The following is a 24,463-nucleotide window of genomic DNA, read 5'->3' as shown; positions in this document are numbered from 1 at the left end:
CGCTGTCGCGTCCGCTGGCGTCCGTCGCCTGCCTGGCGCCTGCCTGGCGCCTGCTTCGGCCAGGTGCCGGGCAGGCAGCCGTCAGAAGATCAGCCCGGACGCCCGACGCGGACGTGGCGCCGACGACCGGCGCCGCCAGGGGTAGTCCCGACCGAGTGGAGCCCGCTCTAAGACCGGCTGAGGCGCCCGGAGAGCGAATCTCCCGCAGGAGCGGGCCTCCCCGTCACCCGGACACCCACCATCCCCCGAAAACGACATGGTCGTCGCAACCCCTCACATCGAGGCGTTGCGACGACCATGTGAACCCGCGCTCCTGCCGGGCCGCTGCCGTTCACGGTGTCCTCACCCTGCCGCCGTGACGAAGCCCTCCTGGATGAGCCAGTCCCTGGCCACCTGGTCCGGGTCCTGGCCCTCCACGTCGACCTTCGCGTTGAGCTCCCGCATCACATCGTTGTTCAGCCGCTCGGCCACCGGGTCGAGTACCTCCCTGACCTGCGGGTACTCGTCGATGACCTCCTCCCGCACCACGACGGAGGCGTTGTAGCGGGGGAAGAACTGCCGGTCGTCCTCGAGCACCACCAGGTCGAGCCCGAGGACGCGGCCGTCGGTGCTGAAGATCTCGCCGAAGTTGCAGACCTCGCCGTCGGCGGTGGCCTGGTAGATCGGCCCGATGCCGAGGGTGTTGATGTTCTCCGGCGGAACGGTGAACCCGTAGGTCTCCAGCACCCCCGGCATCCCGTCGTTCCGGCTCGCGAACTCGGTCTCGACGCAGAAGGTGGCCTCGGCCGGGTCCTCCTCGGCGAGCACCGCGAGATCAGAGAGCGTCTCCACCCCGAGGCGTTCGGCGTTCTCCCGGTTCATCGCGAAGGCGTAGGTGTTGTCCACCGGGGACATCGCCGTCCACACCAGCTGATGTTCCCGCTGGTCCAGCTCGGCCACCGCCTCGTACTGCTCCACGGCGTCCGGGATCGGATCGACGTTGCCGTTGTAAGAGATCCACGACGTGCCGGTGTACTCCCACATCATGTCGATCTGCCCGGCCGCCTGAGCGTCCCGCGCGCTGTTCGAGCCCTGAATGTTGGTCAGGTCCCGCACCTCGGCCCCTGCGGCGGACAGCGAGAACAAGGTGATGTATCCGAGCAGCCAGTTCTCGGTGAAGTCCTTCGAACCGACCGTGAAGACGGCCCCCTCGAACGCGGGATTCGCCTCAATCGAGCCCGGCCCGACCTCCAGGGCCAGGGCCGCGCCGGAGCTGAGCCCGCAGCCCGCGAGCATCGACACCGAGGCCAGCATCGTCGTCCCCCACAGGGCGACGCGGTTACGCGTCCGACTCATCGCAGTCCCTTCGGTCCGAGCAGCCGCTCGGCGAGCCCGCCGAGCCAGTCCACCAGCAATGCCAACGCCATCGCCAGCGTCGCACCCACCACCAGGATCGACGGCCTGCCGAGCTTGTAGCCCGCGTCGATCAGCTCGCCCAGTCCCCCGCCGCCGACGAAGAACGCCAGCGTCGCGACGCCGACGGCCAGCACCAGGGAGGTGCGCAGGCCCGCCAGCACGAACGGGACGGCCAGGGGCAGCTCGATACGGCGCAGGACGGTGAAGCTCGACATGCCGACGCCTCGACCGGCCTCCAGCAGGCTGGCATCCACCTGCTGGATGCCGATCATGGTGTTGCGCAGCACCGGGAGCAGGGCGTAGAGCGCGGTGGGGAGCACCACGATCCAGAACCCCGTCTGCCCGGTCCACAGGAAGAACAACACCAGGATGCCGATCGCGGGTGCGGCCTGACCGATGTTGGCGATGATCAAGATGACCGGTGCGACGAACCTGGCCCACGGCCTGGTCGCCAGGATCCCCAGCGGCACCGCCACCAGCAGCACGATCAAGGTCACCATGACGGTGATCTGGATGTGTTCCCAGGTCAGCGAGAGGAGCACCGGGAAGTTGATGTTGCGGGCCTCGATGTCGTCCAGTTCCCTGGTGAACGCCCAGACGAGCACTCCGGCGACCAAGGCCAACACGATCGCAGGCTCGATGAACAGCCGAAGCCGATCCGCGCGCCGCGAGCCCGAGTCCATCTCCGGCGTCGCACCCTGTGCGACGTCCGTGGTCACGACGTGGCCCCGTCGTCACCCTCGTGCTGCTCCCGCAGCTGCCGGATGGTGGCCATCAGAGTGTCGATGCCGACCACCCCGGCGTACTCGCCCCGCGACCGGGTGACCACGGCGTAACCGTCGTCGTCGGTCAGGATCGCCTCCAACGCGTCCTGCAGGGTGGAGGCCCGGTCGACGCTGTCGGCGACCGGCCGTCCCACCGTGGCCAGCGTGCCCGCCCTGCTCAGTTCACGCCGAGTGGCCCAGCGGATCGGCCTGCGTCGCCGGTCCAGCACCAGCCCCACGGCGCCCTGCCGCGATCCCAGCCGGGCCGACAGCGCCTCCGGAGTCTCCTCCACCGTCGCCGTCGGCACCTCTTCCAGTTCGATGTCCCGCACCCGCAGCAGCGTGAGCTGCTTGAGCGAGGCACCCGCGCCGACGAAGCCTGCGACCGTGTCGTCCGCCGGGTTGGCCAGGATCGCCTCGGGGGTGTCGTACTGGAGGATTCTGGACTGATCGCCGAGCACGGCGATCCGGTCGCCCAGCTTGACTGCCTCGTCGAAGTCGTGCGTGACGAAGACGATGGTCTTGCCGAGTTCGGCCTGGAGCCGCATCAGCTCGTCCTGCAGGTTTCCCCTGGTGATCGGGTCGACCGCGCCGAAGGGCTCGTCCATCAGCAACACGGGCGGATCGGCGGCCAGCGCCCTGGCCACGCCGATCCGCTGCTGTTGACCGCCGGAGAGCTGCCGAGGGAAGCGACCGATGAACTCGCCCACCTCGAGGCCGACCAGGTCGAGCATCTCCTCGGTCCTGGCCCGGATTCGCGCCTTGTCCCAGCCGAGCAGGCCGGGCACGACGCCGATGTTCTCCCCCACCGTCAGGTGCGGGAACAATCCGACCTGCTGGATGGCGTAACCGATGCTGCGGCGCAGTTCGTCCGGGTTCAGGCTGAGCGCGTCCCGACCGCCGATGGTGATCCGACCGGATGTCGGCTCGATCAACCTGTTGATCATCTTCATGGTGGTCGTCTTGCCGCAGCCCGACGGACCGACGAAGACCACCGTCTCGCCCGCAGGGATCGTCATGGTCACCGAGTCGACGGCGGGTGCCGACTGGTTGCCGTAGCGCTTGGTGACCTCGTCGAGATGGATCTCGACACTGTCCCCATCCCTCGAGCCCGACTGCGCTCCCGCACCGGCTGTACTGCTCGATTCAGACACGGACACCCCTTGACGTGGTCAATCGGCCGATCACGATGTACAGCGCGTCCAGCAACAGGGCCAGTGCGATGATGCCGAGCGTTCCCGCGACGGCCGAGTTGACCGCGTTCGCGCTTCCGACCCTGGCCAGCCCGGTCAGGATCTGATTTCCGAGGCCGGGGCCCTTGGCGTAGGCCGCGATGGCGAGGATGCCCATCAGCATCTGCGTGCTGACCCGCATCCCGGTGAGCACCGCAGGCCAGGCGAGCCGCAGCTCGACCCTGGTCAGCACCCTCCACCGGCTCATCCCGATGCCCCTCGCCGCGTCGACCACCGAAGGGTCGACCGCGCCGAGACCGACGATCGTGTTCCGCACGATCGGCAGCAGTGCGTAGAGCACCAGCGCCGTCACCGTCGGCGGCACGCCGAGCCCGAGCACCGGGATCAGCAGCCCGAACAGTGCGAAGGACGGCACGGTGAGGATCGCACTGGTCAGGGCGGTCGCCACCGACGAGCCCGCCGGGCTGCGATAGACGGCGACGCCGATCAGCACGCCGATGATCGCCGCGATCAAGGTGCACTGCACCACGGCACTGGCGTGCTGGAGGGCATCGACGCCGAGCTGTTCCCAACGCGAGCTGACGTACTCCCAGAGACTCACGTGGAACCGTCTCTGTTCTCATCGCTTCCGCTCCTCGGCGGCTCGTCCGCCGAGGAGCCGGGCAGCGTGGCGCCCGGGACGCCCGGCTGACCGGTGTCGCCCTTCTTGGCGGCGCCGACCTGAAGCTGGAAATCGCCCGCGAAGCGCTGGTTGCCGTGGATCACGGCCTGCTCCATCACGGCCTCGGCCTTCTCACTGCGGCGGACCATCGGGTCGCTGCGCAGATCCTTGGCCAGCGACACGCACAGCAGCACCATCACCAGCACGAAGGGTGCGGCGCCGAGGATCGTCAGGTTCTGCAGTCCGGCCAGCGCATCACCACTGCCGTCGCCGACCAGCAGCATGATCGCCGCCACGGCTCCGGTCGCCACGCCCCAGAAGATGACGATGGGTCGACTCGGCGAGATGGACCCGCGTTCGGACATCGTGCCCATGACCACCGAGGCCGCGTCGGCACCCGAGACGAAGAAGATCGCGACCAGCACCATGACCAGGACGCTGACCACCTCGGTGAGCGGGAAGGCGGCCAGCAGCCCGAAGAGCTGCGCCTCCTGTCCGCCCGCATTGGCGAGGTCTATCCCCTGTTGCTGTTCGTAGATCGCGCTGCCGCCGAGGATGGCGAACCACACCAGGCTGACGGCGCTGGGCACCAGGATCACGCCGCTGACGAACTGGCGGATGGTGCGGCCCCGACTGATTCGCGCGATGAAGAGCCCCACGAACGGCGCCCAGGAGATCCACCAGGCCCAGTAGAAGACGGTCCACCCGGAGAGCCAGGTGTTGACGGCGTCGCCGCCGGTGGCGTCGGTACGGGCGGCCATCGTGGCCAGGTCGTTGAAGTAGGCGCCGATCGAGGTGGGCACCAGGTTCAGGATCAGGACCGTCGGGCCGACGACGAACAGGAACAACGCGAGCACGGCCGCGAGCACCATGTTGATGTTCGAGAGCCACTGGATGCCCTTCGCGACGCCCGAGACGGCCGAGGCGATGAAGGCGACGGTCAGCACGGCGATGATCAACACGAGGACGGTGGTGCCGAGGTTGCTCGCCCAGCCGACCTCCTGCAACCCGCTGCCGATCTGGAGCGCACCGAGGCCGAGCGAGGTAGCCGAGCCGAACAGGGTGGCGAAGATCGCCAGGATGTCGATGAGCCTGCCGATCGGACCGTCTGCCATCCGCTTGCCGAACAACGGTGCGAAGGCGGCACTGATCAACTGCCTGCGGCCACGACGGAAGGTGCCGTAGGCGATCGCGAGTCCGAGCACCGCGTAGATGGCCCACGGATGCAGCGTCCAGTGGAACAGCGAGGTCGCCATCGCGGTCGAGACCGCCTCGTTGGTCTCGGCTGCGACGGTGCCGGGCGGGGGCGCCGTGTAATGCGAGAGCGGTTCAGTAACACCGAAGAACATCAGACCGATGCCCATACCGGCACTGAACATCATCGCGATCCACGAGACGGTCCGGAACTCGGGCTTCTCGTCGTCACGGCCGAGTGGGATGTTGCCGTATCTGCTTGCCGCCAACCACAGGATGAACACGACGAAGCCGGAGGCCGCCAGCACGAACACCCAGCCGGTGTTGGTCATCAGCCAGCCGAGTGCGGAGCTCGAGAAGTCGCCGAGTCCGCTGGTGTCCAGCATTCCCCAGGCCAGGAACGCCACCGCGAGCACCGCCGAGACACCGAAGACCACCCAGTCGGTCTTCGGACGCGCGGCCCTCGTCGCGGTGTGCGACGTGGCCGGTGCTTCGGCGGTGTCGGTTGATCGATCGCTATCAGGGTCTTCTGTCGTCACTTCATGTGCGACGCCCGGTCAGGGGCGCCCCTCCTCTCCATGGGAGGCACGCCCATTACTCAGAGCACCCATCGCGTGCTCTGAGTGAGAAGCATGCCGTCAGGGGCTCAACAGTTGCTCACCGCGCTCGCAGAAGCAACCAGACCCACGCGGGGTGTCATCGAAACGACACATAGGCTTGCCAGCGTGAGAGGGGTGTCTGGCGGTGGTCGCGGCGCGTTGAGCACGCTCAGCGGCACGCTGACGGCAGGCATCGCATCCTCACTCTCCGTGTCCGCACATGCCCTGGCAGGCGGGACGGCGCCCAACCTCGGCCTCACGCTGATCCTCACCGCGCTGCTCGCGGCCGGGCTGATCGCCACGCCGGGCCGCCGCCGGAGTCTGCCCGCCACCCTGCTCACGTTGACATTCGCACAGCTCGGGATGCACCTGCTGCTGGAGGCGCTGAGCAATCACGGCCATCCTGCGGCGGCGGAGACGACGGGCTTCGATCCACTGCTCATGATCGGCGCGCATGCGGCGGCGACGATCATCGGCGCGCTGCTGCTGACTCACGCCGAGCAGGTGCTGCGCCGGGGTCTCGGGGCCTTCGCCCGCAGCGTGGCCAGGCTCCGGCTGCTGTTGATCGACGGACCGGTCGTCGACACACCCCGGTCGTCGGACATCGCACCGCTGACCATCGGTCAGTCTCGACATGCCCGAGTACTCGCCCGTCGGGCCAACACCCGACGCGGCCCGCCTGCGCTCTCCGCACGGACATCACCGCGGTCCCGTCGACACGGCACGGGACCACTGCCGCCAGGAGAGAAAGCGACATGTCGACATTTTGCACTGCCCGCCGGCTCGGCGGAGCACTCGCGCTGGCCGGGGCCTTCGGCCTCGCGGGCGCGGGCACGGCCTTCGCCCACGTCACCGCCGTCCCCGACGAGGCGGCGCAGGGCGGGCACGCCACCCTCGCGCTGCGGGTGCCCAACGAGCGGCCCGACGCAAGCACGGTGAGCGTCTCGGTCACCTTCCCCGCCGAGCACCCGCTCAGCTCGGTCCGCACCCGCCCGCAGCCGGGTTGGACGGTGGAGGTCGAGCGGTTCGAGGAGTCCGCCGAGGCGGAACAGGAACCCGCGGTCAGCACCATCACCTGGACCGCCGAGGACGGCGCGGAGATCGGTCCCGACCAGTTCCAGGAGTTCTGGCTGAGTCTCGGCGGGCTGCCGACGGACGCCGATCAGCTCGTCCTGCCCGCCGTGCAGACTTACGACAGCGGCGAGGTCGTGTCCTGGGACGAGCCCCCGGCCGAGGACGGCGAGGAACCCGCCCGCCCGGCGCCGGTGGTCACCCTCGTCGAGGGTGACGGGGGGCATGGTCACGGGGGCGACGGTCACGGCGTCGACTCCGCCGTGTCCGGCGGCGAGGAGTCGGACGACCACGCCGAGGACACCGAGAACGGGTCCGCGAGCGGCGCGCAGGACGACACCGCACGGCTGCTCGGCGGGGGCGGCCTCGCAGTCGGCGCGCTGGGCGTCGGCTTCGGCATCGGGGCGATGCTCCGCTCGAAGAGGCGATGATCGTGCGGCGCGGACCGGCCTGGGCGCTGGCGGCGGCGGTGATCGGCCTGAGCATGGTCGGCACGGCCGCTCCCGCCTCGGCACACAACGTCCTGGTCGACAGCAGTCCGGCGAACGCCGCCGAGATCGACACCGCACCGGAGACGGTGGAGCTGGTCTTCGATCAGTACGTCCAGCCGGGCTTCAACACGGTGACCGTCACCGGTCCGGACGACAATCGCTGGGAGGAGACCAGCGAGGCGACCGTCGACGGCGAGACCGTCAGCACGACGCTGCATCCGCTCGGGCCCGCAGGCGAGTACACGATCGGCTTCCGGGTCCTCTCGGCGGACGGTCATACGGTTCGGGGCAGCACGACCTTCACCTTGACCGAAGCCGGTGGCGGCGAGGTTCCCCCGCAGCCTGCAGGCGATGCCGAGGACGCAGTGACGGACCCGGCCGACGACGGGTCGGCCGATGCGGGCGAGATGCCGGTCTGGCCGTGGATCGTGGGTGCGGCCGTACTCCTCGCCGTCGGAGTCGCTGCGGGTATCCGCTTCAGCGGCGGCGGCCCTGCCGAGAAATAGCAGGCGGCCGGATCGATCCCATAGAAGTAGTGAGCAACACTGGTGAGTAGTACTACTGGGTCAACGGAACATCGGGGCTCGCTCCGGTCTCCGCTGCTCACCGCCGGGGCGGGGGCACTGGTCGGGCTGGCGCTCGGCCTCGCCCTCGCCACCGCGTTCGACCGGTCCGACGGGCTGGCGGCGGACGGGCTCGGGCTGCCCGCCCTCCGCCTGGCCGTCGACATCGCGGGCACCGCAGTGGTCGGCCTGTCCGTCCTCGGTCTGCTGCTGCGCCCGTCGACCAGACACGGCACGACGGCGACCGCCGCCAAGGCGGCCTCCACCGCGGCTCGCACCGCGGGCGGCTTCGTTGTCGCCGTGGCCGCGGCGTGGGCGCTGCTCGCGTTGATTCTGCTGTGGGCCCAGGCGGGCGCCGCCTCCGGCGACGGGTTGACGATCGCCCTGCCCCGCCTGATCGACTACCTGGACGCCGTCGCAGCGGGGCGGGCTCTGCTCGTCGTGGTCGGCGCCTCGGTGGCCTGCGGCGTGCTGGCCGTGCTCGGACGGCATCGCGCGATTCCGAGGTGGGCGCCGCTGCTCATCGCACTGCTCGGCATGACGGCACTGCCGCTCACCGGGCACGCGGCGGTGACCAGCCTCGACGCCGTGGCGGTGGCCTCGGCGGCGGTGCACGCCGGAGCGGCCTCGATCTGGGTCGGCGGCCTGGCCGCGGTCATCCTGTTCGTGGCGCCGCGACGGGGCCTGGCCGCCAGGGTGCTGCCCCGCTATTCCACGGTGGCGGGCTGGTGCCTGGGGATCGTTGCGCTGAGCGGTCTGCTCAGTGCGCTGATCCGCATCGATCTGACGATCTCCGCGCTGTTCACCACGGGATACGGCGCCCTCATCCTGGCGAAGACCGGCGCGCTCGTCCTGCTCGCCGTGTTCGGGGCGCGGCTGAGATTCCGGGTCGTCCCCGGAGTCGTCCGGCACCACGGCCGAGGCCTGATCGGTTGGGCGTCCGTCGAACTCGGCGTCATGCTGCTCGCCTTCGGACTTGCTGCCGTGCTCGCGATCGCGTAGCCGCCGAGCCGACCCGTCTCGTCTGATACCGACGGGCTGGTGATCACGGCCGAGTGATTCCGGCCTGCTGCGAGTGGCAGCGCCCCAGCCGCCCGGCGCCGCTGACGGCGGCGAGCCGCCGGGTCCCGGCAGGCGAGGGCCCCGCTTCTAGAACCTGCCGATATGCCGCAGTGCGCGGGCGGCGTCGGGGCGGCGCGTCATCCGTTCCAGGGTCGCCACACATTCCCGCCCGCGCCGGTGCAGTTCTCGCCTGCCGATCCAGCCCGCTGCGAACCAGCGGTACGCCTGCCCGAGCATGACCAGTGCCGCGAGGTACTCCGCCGCACGTCGTGCCGAGGGTTCGGCGAGCCCGACGACCAGGGGAAGCTGCGCATCGACCAGTTCATCCAGCATCGCGGCGGTGCGCAGCGCGCGCCGTTGCGCCGAACCCTGTCGAACCCGACGTTCCCTGGGCCACGCCACCGACAGCCACCTCGCCTACATGCGACCGCCCTGCCCGTCCACGGTCCGACCAGCGACGACGACCGCAGACGGTGCGGTGGAGTCGATGAACGGTCGCCGTGACACGGCAGGGACGCTCTTTCGGTCGGACAGCCTGGCCATCGCCGAAGGACGCCCCGTTGTTACTCACCCGGACGGCTCACCCACATCGGGTGATCAACGATAAGGCGTCCAGGGCACGCTGTCGTCACCAGAACGCAGCGAGTCGAGGCGGAGCTGCAATTGGGCTCGGACGCCGGGGTTGCTGCGCAGAATCGGCAGCACGCTGGTGGTCAGTTTGAGTTCCCGCACGTCACGCAGTACGGAGAACCCCGACCATCGGGTGATGTCGAAGCCGTACTCGTGAGCCAGCAGCCGTTGCTGCTCCTCCGGATGCAGAAAGCGCTGCGCCCCGACCGCGAGCGGGGTCAGATCCCATTCCCTCGGACCCACGCACGCCGAGTCGAAGTCGCAGATCACCGTGCCGTCCGGGCCGGGGATGAGGTTGCCGAGGTGGGCGTCACCGTGCAGGACTCCCTGCGGCAGCGGAAATCGCAGATCCAGCAGCCGCTCCGCCACGTCGGCGCAACGGCGCTCCAGAAAGCCGCGGTCGCGGTCGGACAGTTCCTCGGCGTCGGCGAGCCTGCGACGCACGTCATCCAGGGGTCGCCAGGTCGGCAGGGGGAAGTCCGGGGCGGGCAGCCGGTGGATGTCGCGCAGCAGCCGAGCGAGCTCCTCGGCACCGGGAGGCGACCCCACATGGGGAATCGCCTCCCAGACCGTCGCCACCTGTCCGCCCGCGTAGATCGGCTGGTCGAGACCCGCAGGCAGCCGGACTGCGGCGACGCCGTTCTCGGCGAGCCACCGGGCCATCCGCACGACCTTCTCCGCGCGATGCCGCAGGCGGGCCGAGGCGACGATGCGCACGACGTGTCGCCGATCGGCCAGTTCGAACACCGCGTTGTTCGTGAAGCGGAGCAGGGTCGCTCCGGCAGGGTCCAGCCCGACTCGGGCGCACACCTCGCCCAGGGCGACGGTCAGCTTGGCGATCGTGAAACGACCGTCGAGTCGGTTCTCCGCGATCACCGTCATGCCACTCGGTGACTCCTGATCCGCTCCGCGAGCTCCCTGCTCATCGGGTTGGCGGATCGCTTCTGCGCGAGGTCTTCGAGCGGTCGCATCCGGTCGAACACCCGCTTCGAGCGCACGTGCTCACTGGCGTCGAGCGCGAGGGCGCCCATCGAAGCCCCCTGGTCGGTGTCGCCTTCGATGAGGTGGTTGAGCGCCAGCATCGTGCACTGGAACGCGACGTTCCTGGTCGGCACACCGCCGTAGTCGTTGATCGCCCTGGTCAGCGAGTTGATGGCGATCCTGCTGTGCTTCGGGTCGGCGTCGTCCTTGGTCGCCAGCTCGGTGTGGATCGCGCCGATCATCGCGAACAGGTCGGTCTCGTCGAAGAACCGCACCCAGCCCGGCGGGTCGGTGCGCTCGCTGCGCTCGAACATGTCCTTGGCCATGTTCACCAGGTTCTTGGCGGGTCGCTCCATGCCCAGCTTCGCGTAAGCCCAGGCCTCGTTGGCGCAGAGGACCGCGGTGGTGAGCTGCGAGCCGGTGTTCTGCGCCGCCATCTGCCCGAGCTGGAACAGCTTCAGCGCCTCGTTGGGCTCGTCGTGGTGCAGGTACAGCCGTCCCGTGCGATAGAGCACGTTCGCGACCAGCGAGTCGTCCCCGCCCCGGCGAGCGAACTCCAGCGCACGCGAGAAGTGACCGCGCGCGGAGTCGATCAGCCCGGTGTCGAAGGAGGTCCAGCCCGCCAGGTTGTGCAGGTCGCCGATGGCGACGAACAGTCGATTCTCGATCCCGTCCCGGCGCTGCGCGCTGAGCAGCTGCTGTGCCCACCGAAGCTGGGCGATCACCGCGTCTCGGCAGAATCCCCCGCCGTGTCGAGAGTCCAAGGAGCGCAGCGCACTGGTCGCCGCCTCGATCTGACGTACGTCGGTCACTCCGATCCGCCCCGGAATCGGGGTCTGATCAGAGGCAGGTGCCCAGCCCTCGTCTTCACCGAAGACGGCCGCGCCGACGGTCACGGCGGCAGCGTGCGCCAGGAATTTGCGGCGCTTCACCGATTCGTCCTCCTCCGACTGTGGGTCACCGGACGTGCCGACGACCTTGATCGCAGTGCCCTCGTCATAGGCCAGGCCCATGAACCCCCGAGGCACCCCCAGTCCGTCCGCGATCCTGACGAGCACGTCATAAGCCATGACCTGCCTGCCCTTGAGGATCTCCGAGACCTCGGACTGCGACTGGCCCGTCGCGGCGGCGATCTGACGCTGAGAGATCCCATGCTTGCGAAGCAGCTTGTAGACGGAGCTGATCTCGCGCTTCAGCAGCGCCTCGCGCATCTCCTGGCTCTCCCAGAACTCCGATGTAACAAGAGAGCTACGCGAACCGATGGTGTTCATTTGAACCCCCTCCCGCTCCAACGGGCGTCTCCCGCAGAGTAAGGCCACGTTGTGCCGCGGTGAAGTCCCGATCGGTGGAGCTGATCGGCCCCGCCGAACATCGCTGACCGCTTGTCGTCGAAGTGCAGCCGATCAACGCAATCGGTCTCCCCATGACAACGCCTGTGAATCAAGGTTGTACCCGGAACGGCGGAACACGGTGCGATCGACAGTGAGGAACCGAGAGTCGTGAGCTTGACGAGTCAGATCGGCCCCCTTGCGGGGGGTGACACGGAGCAGGCGGACCGTCGCCAGAGCCTCCGTGCGGACTCGGCTTCGAGCAGGGCCGAGGGACTGCACGACGGCGGGCCGTCAATCCACAGCAGTGGCGGGCCGTCAATCCACAGCAGTGGCGGGCCGTCAATCCACAACAGCGGCGGGCCGTCAAGGCACCACGACGGCGGGCGGGACCTCGGCGACAGCGGGTCCGTCGAACCGCACGGCGGCAGGCCCCACTGGTTGGTGGACTGTCGAGACGTGGCGAACCGCGCCTGCGTCATCACCGTGCTCGTCGATCACGGCAGGGTGGTCCTGCTCGGACCGCCCGGTGAGACGGCCGTGCTGACTGCGTCCGAGGTCAGTCGACTTCGGACGGTGCTGCAAGAGGCCGCCGAGCTGGCGGAAAGGTGACGTTGCGGTGGACGAGATTCTAGGCCGTGTCCTGCGGACGGCAGTCTGGGAACGGCTCGACATGCTCACCCGGCTTGCTGAGCGCGCCGACACCTCATCGTTGTTGTCGGTGGCTCGCTCGGAGCTGCCCCGTCTGACCGAGTGCTGGCGCGAACTGCTGAACGCGCATCAGCCGGACAACCGAGGAAACTGCCGCGAGTGCTCGACTCGCTGGCGACAGCAGCAGGCGCCATGCGAGGTGTGGCGAGCCGCCTACGAACACCTGGTGATGGGCGGGCTGGCACCGGAGGGTGTGTCGAGTCCGGCACCCGAGCCCGCCGGACTGCCCCAGGTCGGAACTCCAGGCAGGTCCCCCGTGTCCGTCGGAGCTGCCTGAACATCGAAGACGGGCGGTCTCGACCTCGTGCCAACCCCCGACTGGAGCGAGTTCGATCAACCGCCTCGGTACCGGTGGTCCGCCACCGCACGGCCCCCGACGGTGCACGGCGGGCCACCGGTCACCGAAAGACCTCGCCGGGCACGGCGACACCGACAACTGCACAGTGATCTTCATCGGCAGAACCGCAGCACGTCTCTCGTCCGCTCCGTCGCAGCCACATCCCGGTCGCAGTCGCATCCGGGTCACGGCGACATCCCACGGACGCAGTGATCGAGCGCGAAGCCGAGCCCGAGACTTCCGCGGGCCGACACTCACGTCCCTCCCCCGACAGTGTTGGTCCGCGGATTCCAACCGGCCTCGGTGTCCGTTGCCTTCACACGGACATCGAGGCCAGCCCAACCCGAGCCCATCACGAGATGGGGCCGAGTCCGTCGACGCCCACACGACGTGACCGCCCCACGAGAGGCGGGTGGCCGCCCACGCCACCCGCCTCTCGTCATACCTTCGTCAGCGTCACCGATCCGGCATCGATGAGTTCGTCGCCGAGCTGCCGTCACCGCGCCCGGCAGACGATCCCGTTGTGCGTCTTGATCTCCCCGTGCCGCAGCACCTCGAACCCGTTCTCATACGCGTAGAGGCCGAGCTGAGCGACGTTCTGCAGCTCGCGGTACGAGAAGTTCATCAGGTCGCCGAACAGGCGGTAGAACGCCTTGGTACGCAAGGCGATCCTCGGCGTCGTGAGAATCGCGTAGCCTCCGGGCCGGAGGAAGCGCCGATGCCAGTCGAAGGCCATCGGCTTGTACTGGTCGGGAAAGTGCTCGACCAGGCCGATCGACACGACGATGTCGAACTCGGGGCCGAAGTCGAGATCACGAATGTCGGAGACCAGGTACGAGATGTCCATCTCATCGCGGTGCCAGACCTTGGGCGCCCCGGTGGCCGGATCGGTGCCCAGGAAGGGATAGTCGGTCGGGAAGGCCCCGAAACGGCCCGTCACGCAGTACTCGTCGTAGTCGACGAGTACCACCTCGCCCCCTGGATACATCGCGGAGAGCAGCATGGCCTCGTAGCCCTCTGCCGCGCCGAGGAACAGGATTCTCGGCCGCTCCACGTCCAGGCCGCTGAACAACGACCGTTTCGCCCTCGGGTCCCATACCGTGTCCCCGACTCGATGCGCCTGGTTCCAGATCGTCCACCTGGCCACCTCGGACATCGCGGCGTAGGCGGCCTTGATCTGCATGGCGGTCAGCTTCAGCCCTGCGCTGCGCAGCGCGGCGACCCTGGCCTGCACCGGATCGGCGTCGAAGAGCGATTGGAAGGATCGGTTGAACATCTGCCACGCCAACGGGATCGGGAGCGACTCGTCGTGCTCGGTCTCCCATTCACGGCGTTCGCGAGACCAGTTCTCGACCCGGAACGGCCTGCCCACGTCCCGCCAGCTCAGGCGGGAGAAGTCGATCGGCCTCGCATCGGCGAACACGTCGCGGGTGGTGGGTCTGAGGTCGACTCGATGGGTGTCACGGATCTGGGTCCGGCCGAGATCCGCGTCGGTCCATCGCGATGACGACGAGATCGATGTCATGGCGCCTCCTGTCTCATTCGCTCGATCTGGTAGCGCACCGTCGCCCCATGCGAAGGAGATCGTTAGAGAGGGGAGGAGCCGCCTGCTGAGCCGCCCTCCCGAACGCGAAACTACTTCGCATACTAGGTGAGACGCAGCTCACGTGAAAAGGGCCGGACCCGAGCGGATCCACCGACCGCACCGTGAGGAGAGTTGCTGTGACCATCGCCCCGACCTCGCTCCGTAGGCGACCCGTGCAACAACGCAGCACACAACGGGTCGAGAGAATGCTCAGCGCCTGCGCCGAACTCGTCAGCGAGCTGGGCTACGACGGTGTCACGACCACCCTGATAGCCGAGCGGGCAGGCGTCGCCGTCGGCTCGCTGTATCAGTTCTTCCCCGACAAGAAGGCCGTCGTCGCGGAACTGACCCGTCGCAACCTCGACGACTTCCTCGTCAGGGTGCGGGAACAGCTCGCCACCAGCACGCCGGGCGACTGGTGGGGAGCGGTGGACACGGTCTTCGACGTGTACGTGGCCATGCATCGGACCGTGCCGGGATTCTCCCGACTGCACTTCGGTGACGCCGTGGACCTGCAACTCCTCGACGAGCGCAAAGAGAACAACGCGCTGATCACCGACGGACTCACCCGGTTGCTCGCGCCTCGGTTCCAGATCGCCGCCGATCGCCTGCGGCTGCCGCTGGCCGTGGCGATCGAGGCCGCCGACGCGGTGCTCAACCTCGCGTTCCGTCGCGATCCGATCGGGGACGGACACGTCGTCGACGAGGCCAAGGCCATGATCCGAGGCTATCTGTCGGCACGACTGAATCCGGCGACGGAATGACCAGCCCCGCGACGAGCGGTGTCCGAGTCGCGCCGAAACCGAAACCGAAGCCCAGCCAACGACATGACACGAACCTGCGGACGACCCGGCACGGCGGCCCGGCAGCGGCGTCGGGCCGCGCGTCGATCTCGACTCGGGGTCCCCGCAGGCCGACGAGTCCGACCGCGCGGCGGCAGACGCGGAGGTCGAGCCGCCGTATCAGCACAGGCTGATCAATCAAATCCGTCGATCTCCATCGAGGCACCGACTCGGACGGCCAGGTGTGTCGGCCGTCCGTCAGGTGAACGATGGTGACGACGTCGAGCGCCCCCACCCGGAAGCGGCCCGAGAGGGGGATGCACGCTCATCCGGCCAGGTGCACGCCTCGCCTGGCGCGATGCCGCCCTTCGCCCTCGCGATGCGGTGTCACCAGGACCATTCCGTCGGTGCACTTCCCGCAGTCCTCACAGGAGCACTCGAAACGCAGCAGCACCGCGGTCCGCGTGTTCTCCACCGACTCCTGGTGCCACCGATGCACTCCCGCCAGGCACGAGGAGCAGCGACTGTCCCGACGTGGCATCCGCAGCAACGCAGGCTTCTCGGAGTGCCGCGCCTCCCGCCCTATCGGACGACAGCTGGACCCGCTCGGCCACGAGGTGTCCCTGAGCGGCCAGGTCCACTCGGCGAGTGCAGACGATTCCACGGTTACCACTCCTCAGCACGCGACGCGCAGCTACCGCCGGGCATGATCACGCCGGGCGGACTCGACCCGAACCGGGCCGCGCGACACGACCGTCCGCACGCGCCGACGCGCCACGACCCGGCCGTTCACGGAGTGAATATCGGCATCTCACGGCGGCAGGCGGAGGACCTGACCTATCAGCCGACCGGGTGATAAATGATCTTCATGGGTGGGCGGCGGCCTCGATTTCCCTGTGCTGCCAATGGTTTCCGTCGATCACGACCGTCGGCGGGCGGCATCGGCGAAAGGCATCGGGACAGGCTGCGACGAGCGACGGCGCCGTCGCCGACGGCCGCTGCCCGCACGACTCAGGTCACCTCCGCCGCAGCCGGATGGTGTTGGCGAACGCGGGGTCCAGGCGCGCGCCGAACTCGCCGGGCACCACCCGAGCGGCCGTGATCGGCACCATCATCCAGGGCTGTCTGCTGCCGAGCAGCGGCGAGTACACGGGCACGAACGCCTGGTCGTACAGCGAGACCGCGAAGTCCGTCGAGACGTTGCCCTTCCGGTCGACGGCACCGGTCCCGTGCCACGGCAGCAGACCGGAGCCGCCGAGACCGGAGAAGCCGCATCGCCCCGGCCTCGGCACGTTCGTCAATCGGACCCGTGCCGGGAAGACGTCCTCGTAGTTCGAGTCGTGGTCGGCCCGCCGAACGACCACGTAACGCACGGCCGACCGCCAGGCCCGCCGCAACACCTGCCTGCGCGCGTCGAGCACGGCTGCGTCCGCAGCGGACTCCCGTACGTCGAAGACATCGGCGAACACCCTCGCCGACCAGTTCATCGAGTCCACGGACGGCGGGACGTCGGGCGCGGTCGAGTAGAGAGCCGAATGGAAGAAGTCCGGCAGGGCCGCGAGGAGATCGTGGGCCAGCCCGGCATCGAGGACGCTGTGGTCGGGCAGAGCGGCTCGGCGGGCGACGGCCGCCAGCGTGCCGATGGGATCCTCGGCCACGTCCAGGCCTGCGAGAAGGGCGACCAGACCCCGGTGATACCGGCGGATGCGGCCACGCCGCTCTGCCTTGCGTTCCGAACTGAGTCGGTGGTCGGCCAACTCGTCGATGTCGGTCAGCTCGATGACGTCCTCCGCGCCGACCAGTGACAGGTAGCCGTGGAGTTTGCGCTGATAGGCCGCGGTCGCCGAGTCCGGACGGGAGTGGAAGTGCTGGCCGTCGGTCAACACCGTCAGCCGCACCCCGGGCGGATAGATCTGCGCGACCGCCTTCGCGAGCTCTCGCAGCCGGACCAGGACGCCGAGCTCGGCCAGGTCGGGCAGCGGGCCCGAGGCCTTCAGGCCGTTCTGACCGTGCTTGATCGGGAAGCCGGTGATGACCATGCGGATCGGGGCGTCCCGCGCGAGGAACGGGCTCATGTCCCGCATCGCCTGCTCCGGCGGGTAGTTGGACCGGGCACCCTTGATGAACTGCTTGCGGGTCAGCAGGTGGTGGATCAACAACACGGTCTGCTCCCGCTCGGAGTCCACCGCGTCGAGTCGATCGGCGAGATGCCGCCGCGCGTTCGCCGCCACCCGGACCGCCGCGCTGTCGGCACCGTGGACCAGCGCATCGACGATGGACCTGCTCTCCGCCATGGACAGCCGCACCGCCTGCCCCCGTGCGGGCCGGTTGGCTCGCAGTTCGCCGATCCGCAGACCCGCCAGCGAGCAGGCATAGGAGAGGCGGGGCTGTTCGGCCGTCTCCGCGGCGGGCCGGGGGGTGGTCTCGAAGTTCTGGATGGTCGGGCTGATCGAGGAGGCCGCCGAGACGCCCGCCGAGGACGGGCCGACGACGAGCCGCACGGCCTGCGGGAACTCACGGACGAGCAGCGGCCAGTTCGCCGAGGAGTCGGCGATGACCGCCACCGTCTCCAGACACTGCCTGCTCTTGATCTGCGCCACCGTCTGACGTATCTCCCCGCCCTTGGCGAGGAACACCTCACCGCCCGCGTCGGACACGTCCCACCGGAATCGACGCAGTCCGGGCAGCGAGCCCTCCGACTCCGAGGAGCCGAGCTGGATCAGCACCGACGGTCGATGCCGCGTCTGCCCGGCCCGTCGGGCCTGGGTGCGCCCGCGCACCTCGGCGAGCACGTCCTTGAGCTGTTCGTCCTGCGTGGTCGACACGCTGTGCACGAACCGACGCAGCGGATGGTCGGTGTCGAGTCGAGCCGCGGTGTCCGGGCGAAGGAATCGCAGCTCCTCCACCAGCACGGCGGTCACCGCCCGCCGGACCTCGGCGGCGGGGTACCGATCGAACCAGCCGGTACAGCGGCGGAAGGCGACGGCCAGGACGCCCAGCAGGTCGTACAGCGCCCGCATCCCGTCGCCCGCCTCGCCGTCCCCTGGACCGAACGCCTCGGACGGCGCCGCCGGGTCGAGGAGCACCATCCTGCCGGTGAGGTGCAGCTCGGGCGACAGCTCGACGGCGACGTTCTTCTCGTGCAGGGCGGACAGATCGAACCCGTACCGGTCGACGAGGACGCGGAAGACCGTGACGATCGGACGTACGACGAACTCGATGAAATGGTCGAGCTCGCTCTCGGAGCGCTCGAAGCGATTCTCCAGCGCCCGTTGCAGCAGCGTCGGGGAATGCCGGTCCTGCCCGCTGATCAGCGCGTTGATGCTGACCGACAGCGTGCCGCCGGGGAACTCCGGATGCGCCGGGTAGACCTGGGTGGACCGCAGCACCGAGGTCGCGCCGGACGCGGCGTCGACCAAGGCCAGCAGCGCGGGCCTGCCTGCCGCGTAGAGCCGGAGCAGCGGATCGGTGCGCAGGATCTCCGTCAGCGACCAGCAGCGGTCCAATGTGCTCTGCGTCTGCCTGCGAACGACGTTCTCGGCGGGCCAGATCTGCTGCGATCCGCCGAGGAGCGGCGCCGCGCCCGGTTCGGTCTCGAGCTCGACCCGCCAAGGCCCCCGGCCGCCCCGCAGATCCGGCTCGGCCAGCAGCAGGGTCCCGCTCGAGGAGGTCAGCTCCGCGACGAGGGTGCGGTGGCTGATCGGTGACCGGCTCGCGGCGACGTCCGGACCCCCGACCAGGGGAAAGGTGACGGTCCCGTCCGGATTGGTCAGAAAGTGCAGCCTGCGTCGCGCCTCGTCCGTCAACGACTCGGGCAGCGCCGCGCGGGGCACGAGGGTGTCGACTCGATCGGCAGGCAGCATCGCGCAGGGCAGCGCGAACGGACCTCGCGGCACCGCAGGCAGCAGATCCGACTCGCTCGCGACGACGTGGCGCTCACCGAGCACGTCGAACCGGCGTCGATCCCCGACGGTCCTGTCCCGGAAGACACCGCCCGCCTCGGCCTGCCCGACGGTGTCCTGCTGCCAGTCGAGGTCGGTCCGTGATCGGGTCTGCCGCAACCGCACCAGCACCCGGTACAACGCCAAGCGGTCGACGGGCCCTCGGATTCGGATTCCCGCGCCGGTTCCCGGACCGGTGAGCAGGATGCCGGTGCGATTCTCGACGACGGTGAGCGGATAGCCGCCGTCGCGCAGAAGTGTGTTGAGCTGTTCCCCGGTGAGCACCTCCTCTGCCGCCATTCGGGCTAACGGAGCCGGTCTCAACGCGTCCGGTCGAGGAATGCTCGGGCCTGTTCTCGCAGGCGCAGTCTCAGTGGCCGAATGCTCCCAGGACAACAAGAGCCCGTCCTGACCCATCACGCGCGCATACCTCCCCCACCGGATCCGCGACAGCGGTTGTCACGCGAAGAAGCATTGTCGCAACGGATCGCAGCGGAGTCGAACCTGCTGGGTAAGCACCTGACCACCCAGGGGAATGAAACAAGTCGCCCGGTATGGCCGTTATGACTGCGGAACGTGTCCATCGCGCACTCTTATGAGTAAGCGCGACAGGAACACACAAGAAGCTCACGAGTCGGGCGGAGTCGGCCCGGCGAGGCGCCGATTCTTCTCCCGACGAACCCGGTCTCGCCGAGGAGCCGCAGGGGCGACTACCGCCGAGACCCCAGCCGCGTCGATCTTCCTCCGTTGCGCGGCTCGACACTCCGTCCTCGGCTTCGCCGGGATCGACCTCCACGGAGTTACAGGGCGGCCAGCGCCTCCGGAATGGGCGTCGAACCGTTCACCAGCTCCGCCGTCACCCCGGCCAGCTCCGGACGATCCAACAACCCGAGCAGCACCGAGGCGACGTCGTCCCTGCTGATCGATCCCGGCTCGGTCGAGGACGCCAGCCGCACCAGCCCCGTCCCCGGTTCGTCGGTCAGGGAGCCCGGCCGCAGGACGGCCCAATCCAAGTCCTTCGTCCGCAGCTCCTCTTCGGCTGCCTTCTTCGCCCGCAGGTAGGCGGCGAACACCTCGTCGATGCCGGGATCAGTCGCCCGATCCACTCCCATCGAGCTGACCAGCAGATACCGCCGCACGCCTGCCGACACGCTCGCGTCGGCGAGCAGCACCGCGGCCGCTCGGTCCACCGTGTCCTTCCTGGCCGCACCGCTGCCCGGCCCGGCGCCTGCGGCGAACACCACCGCGTCGGCGCGATCGAGAGTGTCGGCGACGAAGGACACCGATGCCTGCTCGAGATCGCAGAGAACCGCCTGCGCTCCGGTGTCGGCCACCTCGTCCAGATGGTCCTGGTTGCGGACCAGGCCGATGACGCTGTCACCTCGCGCACTCAGCAGTCGTTGAAGTCGAAGTGCGATCTTTCCGTGTCCACCCGCGATCACCACATGCACGACGATCACAGTAGTGCGGGTTCGTCGCGGGCGCCGTCTCACAGCCCGTCGTCACCGCTCGGCGCGCGCTCCGACTCTCGATGCGCGCTGGGCGTCTCGATGCGCTCCGCTCCACGTCGGGACCGGAGCATCAGCGGCGACCGACCTATTCGGCCAGCATCCGCTCATAGATCACCTCGTTGAGCCACAACCCCGTCACCGAGACGGTCGGGTCCACCAGTTCCGGCCAGGCGGACTGAGCGACGTCGAGGCCGTCGTCGGCTGCGGTGGTCGTCAGCACGGTGACCTCATGCCGCTGTGCACGCGAGAGACAGTTGTCCTGAAAGTCCGCCAGACCCAGCACGCCGTCGGGCAGCACCATCGCAGCCCCGCAGAACCGGGCGAACGGGGCGACCGAGGCAAGGCCCGTACGCCAGTGCCTGCCGAGGGACAGCATGCCCGCGATCCGAACGGCGGGCGGCGGCACCTGCGCGGTCAGCTCGGGCCAGACCCAGGTCTCCACCGAGGCCCGGTCGACCACCGGCGCATAGCCGAGACACAACCGCTCCGCATGCGCCTCGTGAATCAGCTCGGCGACAGGGATGACGCGCCTGCCGAAGAGCGTGAGGGCGGGCAACACGACGCCCTGCCATCCCAGCAGATCGGCTGCGGCCACCGCGAGGTGTTCCGCCGGGGTGGGAAGCGCGACGTCCGGCTCCTGCCTGGCGGGCAACACGTCGGCATTGTTTCCGGTCGCGTGCCCTGGTGAGCGGTTCACGGACATGCCTCCTTATCCGATACTTCACGACAATGGGTGAGTCGCGCATTTCTGCTCTACTCAGAGCAGGGGTACCAGTTGAGGAGAAAGCGACGACCGACTACCGGCTGCCGATGCGACCGACGGCGGCGAGCGGTCGATGACCGGTCGATAACCGGTAGGCGGTCTTCGGCCCCACATGCCGCCGTTCGTGTGAGTCGGACTCCGCGAGTCGGAGTAACGCGCCGGGGCAGGCATCGGGCCGGAGTCGGCCCGATGCAAGGAGAACAGCCCGAAAGATGAAGGAGCCGGTGAACCTCAGAGTCGCTCGGGAGCCTCGATGCCGAGCAGGGACAGTCCCAGCGTCAACACCTGCGAGGTGAGCGCTGCCAGCACCAGCCGCGACTGCCGGACGTCCTCCGGCGTGTTCGTCGCGAGGATCGGACACCGCTCGTAGAAGCCCGAGAACGCCGTGGCGATCTCGTAGAGGTGCCCGCAGATGCGGTGCGGCGCCAGGCCCTCCACCGCAGCGGACACCGCCGAGGGGAAGCGCAGCAGCGCCAGCGCCAACGCCCGCTCTGCCGGGTCTGCTGGGTTCACCGGCGTGCCGGGTGCCGGCCGGGAGCCCGCCTTGCGCAGAATCGACAGGATCCGCGTGTTGGCGTACTGGAGGTAGACGGCGGTGTTGCCGTCCATGGCCAGCATCTTGTCCCAGGAGAAGACGTAGTCCTTCTCCCGATCGCTGGAGAGGTCGGCGTACTTCACCGCGCCGATGCCCACCGCATGCGCCACCGACGCCCTGGCCTCGGCGTCGAGTTCGGTGCGCTCCGCCACCACGGCACCCGCCCGCTCGACCGCCTCGTTCAACAGCTCGACGAGCTTCACCGAGCCGCCCGCCCTGGTGCGGATCGTCTTGCCGTCGGAACCGAGGATCGAGCCGAATCCCACGTGCTCGGCCCGATGCTTCTCGGTCAGCCAGCCTGCCTGCCTGCAGACGGCGAAGACCATCGCGAAGTGCTGGGCCTGCGGGTTGCCGACGACGTAGAGCAGGTCGGTCGCCGCGCGATCGTCCGCCCAGTACCGCGCGGTCGCCAGGTCGGTGGTCGGATAGCCGTAACCGCCGTCGGACTTGCGGACGATCAACGGCAGCCGCTCGCCCTCCCGGTTGGTGAAACCGGGCGGGAAGACGCAGACGGCGCCGTCGCTGATCTCGGTGAGCCCCTTGGCCGTCAACTCCGTGACCGTCTCGTCCAGCATCGGGTTGTAGAAGCTCTCGCCGTAGAGGTCCTCGCGCCGCAGCGAGATCCCCAGCAGCTGGTAGACCTCCTCGAAATGGCGGGTGGACTCGTCGACGAACCCCTGCCACAGCGCGAGGGTCTGCTCATCGCCGCCCTGGAGGAGGACGACGCGCCGCCGGGCCCGATCGGCGAAGCCCGCGTCGGCATCGAACTTGAGGCGAGCCTGCTGATAGAAGCTGTTCAGGTCGGCGATGGCGTAAGTCTGAGCGCCGTCCGCCGTCCAGCCCTCGTCGAGCAGGTGCTCGATGAGCATGCCGAAGGGGGTTCCCCAGTCGCCGACGTGGTTGTGCGGGATGACCTCGTGGCCGATGAACTCGATCAGTCGAAGCAGGGCGTCCCCGATGATCGAGGACCGCAGGTGGCCGACGTGCATCTCCTTGGCCAGGTTGGGGCTGGAGTAGTCGATCGCGAACCGCCGAGGCGCGTCGACCACCGGCACGCCTGCTCTCGGGTCGCCGAGCAGGGTGGTCAGCCGGTCGCCGAGCCAGTCGTCGCGGAGCACGATGTTGATGAACCCCGGGCCTGCGATCTCGGTGCTCGCCACCAGGTCGTCTGCGGCCAAGTGCTCGACCGCGGCCTCCGCGACCTCCCTCGGCTTCCGGCCGATCCGCTTGGCCAGGCTCATCGCCACGTTGCACTGATAGTCGACGCCTGCTCTGCCGGAGGGTCGGATCAGGGCTTCCTCAGGAGTGATCGACACGTCCAGTGCCGTGCGCAGCGCGGCCGCGATCCGACCACCGAGTTCCAGCCCGACATCGCCCTGTAGCACCCCGGCGTCCTCCTGTTTCTCTCCGTCATACCTGCACACCCGTCCAAGACGAGTATCTCAAGCTCGTCCGCGAGACCGTTGTCCGGACGTCGCTCGGCACCGTCGTCGACCCCGGCTGATCGTCCGCTGGGGGTCCTGTCGTCGAACGCGGTCCTGAGCCGGGACTCCCTGACCTTGCCGGGCGAGGACCTCGCCCCCACGGGTACGTGGTCGCCGGGATAGATCACCAGCATGACGGGACCGTCGAACTCCTGGCGGGCGAGTGACGGAGGGGCGAGGAGGGGTCCTCCCAAGAGCCGGGTGCGAAACTGCCCGTCGGCCGCACCGCCGACGCGTCGTACGTCATCAACGAGCCGACCGCCGATCACCCGGCCTACGCGGGCGGAGGCCGGATCGACGAGTCCCGGATCGCGATGACGCCACTCGCCGGGCGGTTCGGCCACCCTGACCACGACGGCGTCCGACAAGCGGATCGACGCGGCGTGAACCAGGACGGCACGCCGACCGTCGGCGGGCCGGACGGGCCTGCTCGCCCCTTCCTGCTGGTCGGCGCACAGGGCCATACTCATCCCGCCGGTGATGAGCGCCACGAGGGACCTGGCCACGTGAGCGGGCTCACGTCAGGACCGGCGTCGGTGGCTCCAGGTCCGCGCACCGGCCACATGGCCTTCCGCGACCTCCGATCCTGGCCGACCCGTCGAGGCACCCGCCCCGGCACCGACCCCGAACCACGCGAATCCCCAGGCAGACAGCTGACTCGCGACCGCTCCGTAGCCGTCACCCAAGCCCACCGAGACGCCCTCTGAACCGACACCTGAGAGGTAGGAAAGGACGGACCCTGACCGTCCCAGCCCTCACAACACGAACTCGAGTTCCAGGGCTAGATCCACGCAGGCCTCACACCACACCCGAACCAGAAAC

The 24,463-nt window shown here is 68.9% G+C and carries 21 protein-coding genes; 7 read left to right on the top strand and 14 right to left on the bottom strand.

Annotation, left to right across the window (positions count from 1 at the left end):
* Window positions 1-342: 342 nt before the first annotated feature.
* The 5 genes from UA74_RS00255 to UA74_RS00235 are packed head-to-tail and all read right to left on the bottom strand — an operon-like array spanning window position 343 to window position 5,644.
* Window positions 343-1,335 (bottom strand): glycine betaine ABC transporter substrate-binding protein, encoded by a 993-nt coding sequence (locus UA74_RS00255; protein ID WP_075737841.1) that lies wholly within the window; start codon window positions 1,333-1,335, stop codon window positions 343-345.
* Entirely contained in the window at window positions 1,332-2,078 is a 747-nt protein-coding gene (locus tag UA74_RS00250; RefSeq protein ID WP_075743240.1) for an ABC transporter permease, read from the bottom strand. Before UA74_RS00250 ends, UA74_RS00255 begins: the two co-directional genes overlap by 4 nt.
* 32 nt (window positions 2,079-2,110) lie before the next feature.
* Window positions 2,111-3,319, bottom strand: a complete 1,209-nt coding sequence (locus tag UA74_RS00245) for an ABC transporter ATP-binding protein (RefSeq protein ID WP_157433915.1) — start codon at window positions 3,317-3,319, stop codon at window positions 2,111-2,113.
* Complete coding sequence (locus tag UA74_RS00240; RefSeq protein WP_075737839.1) at window positions 3,306-3,953, bottom strand: ABC transporter permease; 648 nt, start codon at window positions 3,951-3,953, stop codon at window positions 3,306-3,308. The genes UA74_RS00245 and UA74_RS00240 overlap by 14 nt, the downstream gene beginning before the upstream one ends.
* Window positions 3,950-5,644 (bottom strand): BCCT family transporter, encoded by a 1,695-nt coding sequence (locus UA74_RS00235; RefSeq protein ID WP_257787493.1) that lies wholly within the window; start codon window positions 5,642-5,644, stop codon window positions 3,950-3,952. Before UA74_RS00235 ends, UA74_RS00240 begins: the two co-directional genes overlap by 4 nt.
* A 288-nt stretch (window positions 5,645-5,932) precedes the next feature.
* Between UA74_RS00235 and UA74_RS33205 the strand changes: the two genes are divergently transcribed.
* From UA74_RS33205 to UA74_RS00215, 4 genes are read left to right on the top strand one after another with little or no spacing between them, the layout of a single operon-like run.
* Window positions 5,933-6,745, top strand: coding sequence for a hypothetical protein (locus tag UA74_RS33205; RefSeq protein ID WP_232237576.1), 813 nt, complete (start codon window positions 5,933-5,935; stop codon window positions 6,743-6,745).
* Window positions 6,712-7,308 carry a YcnI family copper-binding membrane protein gene (locus tag UA74_RS00225; RefSeq protein WP_232237575.1) on the top strand — a complete coding sequence of 199 codons (597 nt, stop codon included), beginning with the start codon at window positions 6,712-6,714 and terminating at the stop codon, window positions 7,306-7,308. Before UA74_RS33205 ends, UA74_RS00225 begins: the two co-directional genes overlap by 34 nt.
* A 2-nt stretch (window positions 7,309-7,310) precedes the next feature.
* On the top strand, window positions 7,311-7,874 hold the full coding sequence (locus UA74_RS00220; RefSeq protein WP_232237574.1) for a copper resistance CopC family protein: 564 nt from the start codon (window positions 7,311-7,313) through the stop codon (window positions 7,872-7,874).
* A 42-nt stretch (window positions 7,875-7,916) separates the two neighbouring features.
* Entirely contained in the window at window positions 7,917-8,933 is a 1,017-nt protein-coding gene (locus UA74_RS00215; protein WP_075737831.1) for a copper resistance D family protein, read from the top strand.
* Between the two features lie 147 nt (window positions 8,934-9,080).
* Here UA74_RS00215 and UA74_RS00210 read toward each other — a convergent pair whose 3' ends face one another.
* The 3 genes from UA74_RS00210 to UA74_RS00200 form a co-directional block, all read right to left on the bottom strand.
* The gene (locus UA74_RS00210) at window positions 9,081-9,395 is read right to left on the bottom strand and encodes a hypothetical protein (protein WP_157433914.1); all 315 of its coding nucleotides are present in this window, start codon (window positions 9,393-9,395) and stop codon (window positions 9,081-9,083) included.
* A gap of 195 nt (window positions 9,396-9,590) precedes the next feature.
* Window positions 9,591-10,505, bottom strand: coding sequence for an aminoglycoside phosphotransferase family protein (locus tag UA74_RS00205; RefSeq protein WP_075737827.1), 915 nt, complete (start codon window positions 10,503-10,505; stop codon window positions 9,591-9,593).
* The gene (locus UA74_RS00200; RefSeq protein WP_157433913.1) at window positions 10,502-11,875 is read right to left on the bottom strand and encodes a helix-turn-helix transcriptional regulator; all 1,374 of its coding nucleotides are present in this window, start codon (window positions 11,873-11,875) and stop codon (window positions 10,502-10,504) included. The genes UA74_RS00205 and UA74_RS00200 overlap by 4 nt, the downstream gene beginning before the upstream one ends.
* Before the next feature lie 516 nt (window positions 11,876-12,391).
* Here UA74_RS00200 and UA74_RS31325 point away from each other — a divergent pair.
* Window positions 12,392-12,544, top strand: coding sequence for a hypothetical protein (locus UA74_RS31325; protein WP_157433912.1), 153 nt, complete (start codon window positions 12,392-12,394; stop codon window positions 12,542-12,544).
* Between the two features lie 7 nt (window positions 12,545-12,551).
* Complete coding sequence (locus tag UA74_RS00195) at window positions 12,552-12,920, top strand: hypothetical protein (protein WP_075737823.1); 369 nt, start codon at window positions 12,552-12,554, stop codon at window positions 12,918-12,920.
* Between the two features lie 556 nt (window positions 12,921-13,476).
* Here the strand turns inward: UA74_RS00195 and UA74_RS00190 are convergent.
* Entirely contained in the window at window positions 13,477-14,505 is a 1,029-nt protein-coding gene (locus UA74_RS00190; RefSeq protein ID WP_075737821.1) for a class I SAM-dependent methyltransferase, read from the bottom strand.
* Between the two features lie 197 nt (window positions 14,506-14,702).
* On the opposite strand from UA74_RS00190, the gene UA74_RS00185 reads away from it, so the two are divergent.
* Window positions 14,703-15,329 (top strand): TetR/AcrR family transcriptional regulator, encoded by a 627-nt coding sequence (locus UA74_RS00185; protein ID WP_232237573.1) that lies wholly within the window; start codon window positions 14,703-14,705, stop codon window positions 15,327-15,329.
* A gap of 343 nt (window positions 15,330-15,672) precedes the next feature.
* Here UA74_RS00185 and UA74_RS31320 read toward each other — a convergent pair whose 3' ends face one another.
* The 5 genes from UA74_RS31320 to argS form a co-directional block, all read right to left on the bottom strand.
* Complete coding sequence (locus UA74_RS31320) at window positions 15,673-16,011, bottom strand: hypothetical protein (RefSeq protein WP_157442133.1); 339 nt, start codon at window positions 16,009-16,011, stop codon at window positions 15,673-15,675.
* A 352-nt stretch (window positions 16,012-16,363) separates the two neighbouring features.
* Window positions 16,364-19,588 carry an L-tyrosine/L-tryptophan isonitrile synthase family protein gene (locus tag UA74_RS00180; protein WP_075763674.1) on the bottom strand — a complete coding sequence of 1,075 codons (3,225 nt, stop codon included), beginning with the start codon at window positions 19,586-19,588 and terminating at the stop codon, window positions 16,364-16,366.
* 500 nt (window positions 19,589-20,088) lie between these two features.
* Entirely contained in the window at window positions 20,089-20,739 is a 651-nt protein-coding gene (locus UA74_RS00175) for an SDR family oxidoreductase (protein ID WP_075743239.1), read from the bottom strand.
* Between the two features lie 145 nt (window positions 20,740-20,884).
* Complete coding sequence (locus tag UA74_RS00170) at window positions 20,885-21,502, bottom strand: hypothetical protein (RefSeq protein WP_075737815.1); 618 nt, start codon at window positions 21,500-21,502, stop codon at window positions 20,885-20,887.
* Between the two features lie 291 nt (window positions 21,503-21,793).
* A complete protein-coding gene (gene argS, locus UA74_RS00165) occupies window positions 21,794-23,542 on the bottom strand; it encodes an arginine--tRNA ligase (RefSeq protein WP_075737813.1) in 1,749 nt (582 codons plus the stop codon).
* Between the last annotated feature and the right edge of the window lie 921 nt (window positions 23,543-24,463).

This window comes from Actinoalloteichus fjordicus (assembly GCF_001941625.1).
Taxonomy (GTDB): domain Bacteria; phylum Actinomycetota; class Actinomycetes; order Mycobacteriales; family Pseudonocardiaceae; genus Actinoalloteichus_A; species Actinoalloteichus_A fjordicus.
The sequence above is the reverse complement of the archived record's forward strand: the minus strand, read 5'-3'. Positions and strand labels throughout refer to the sequence as shown.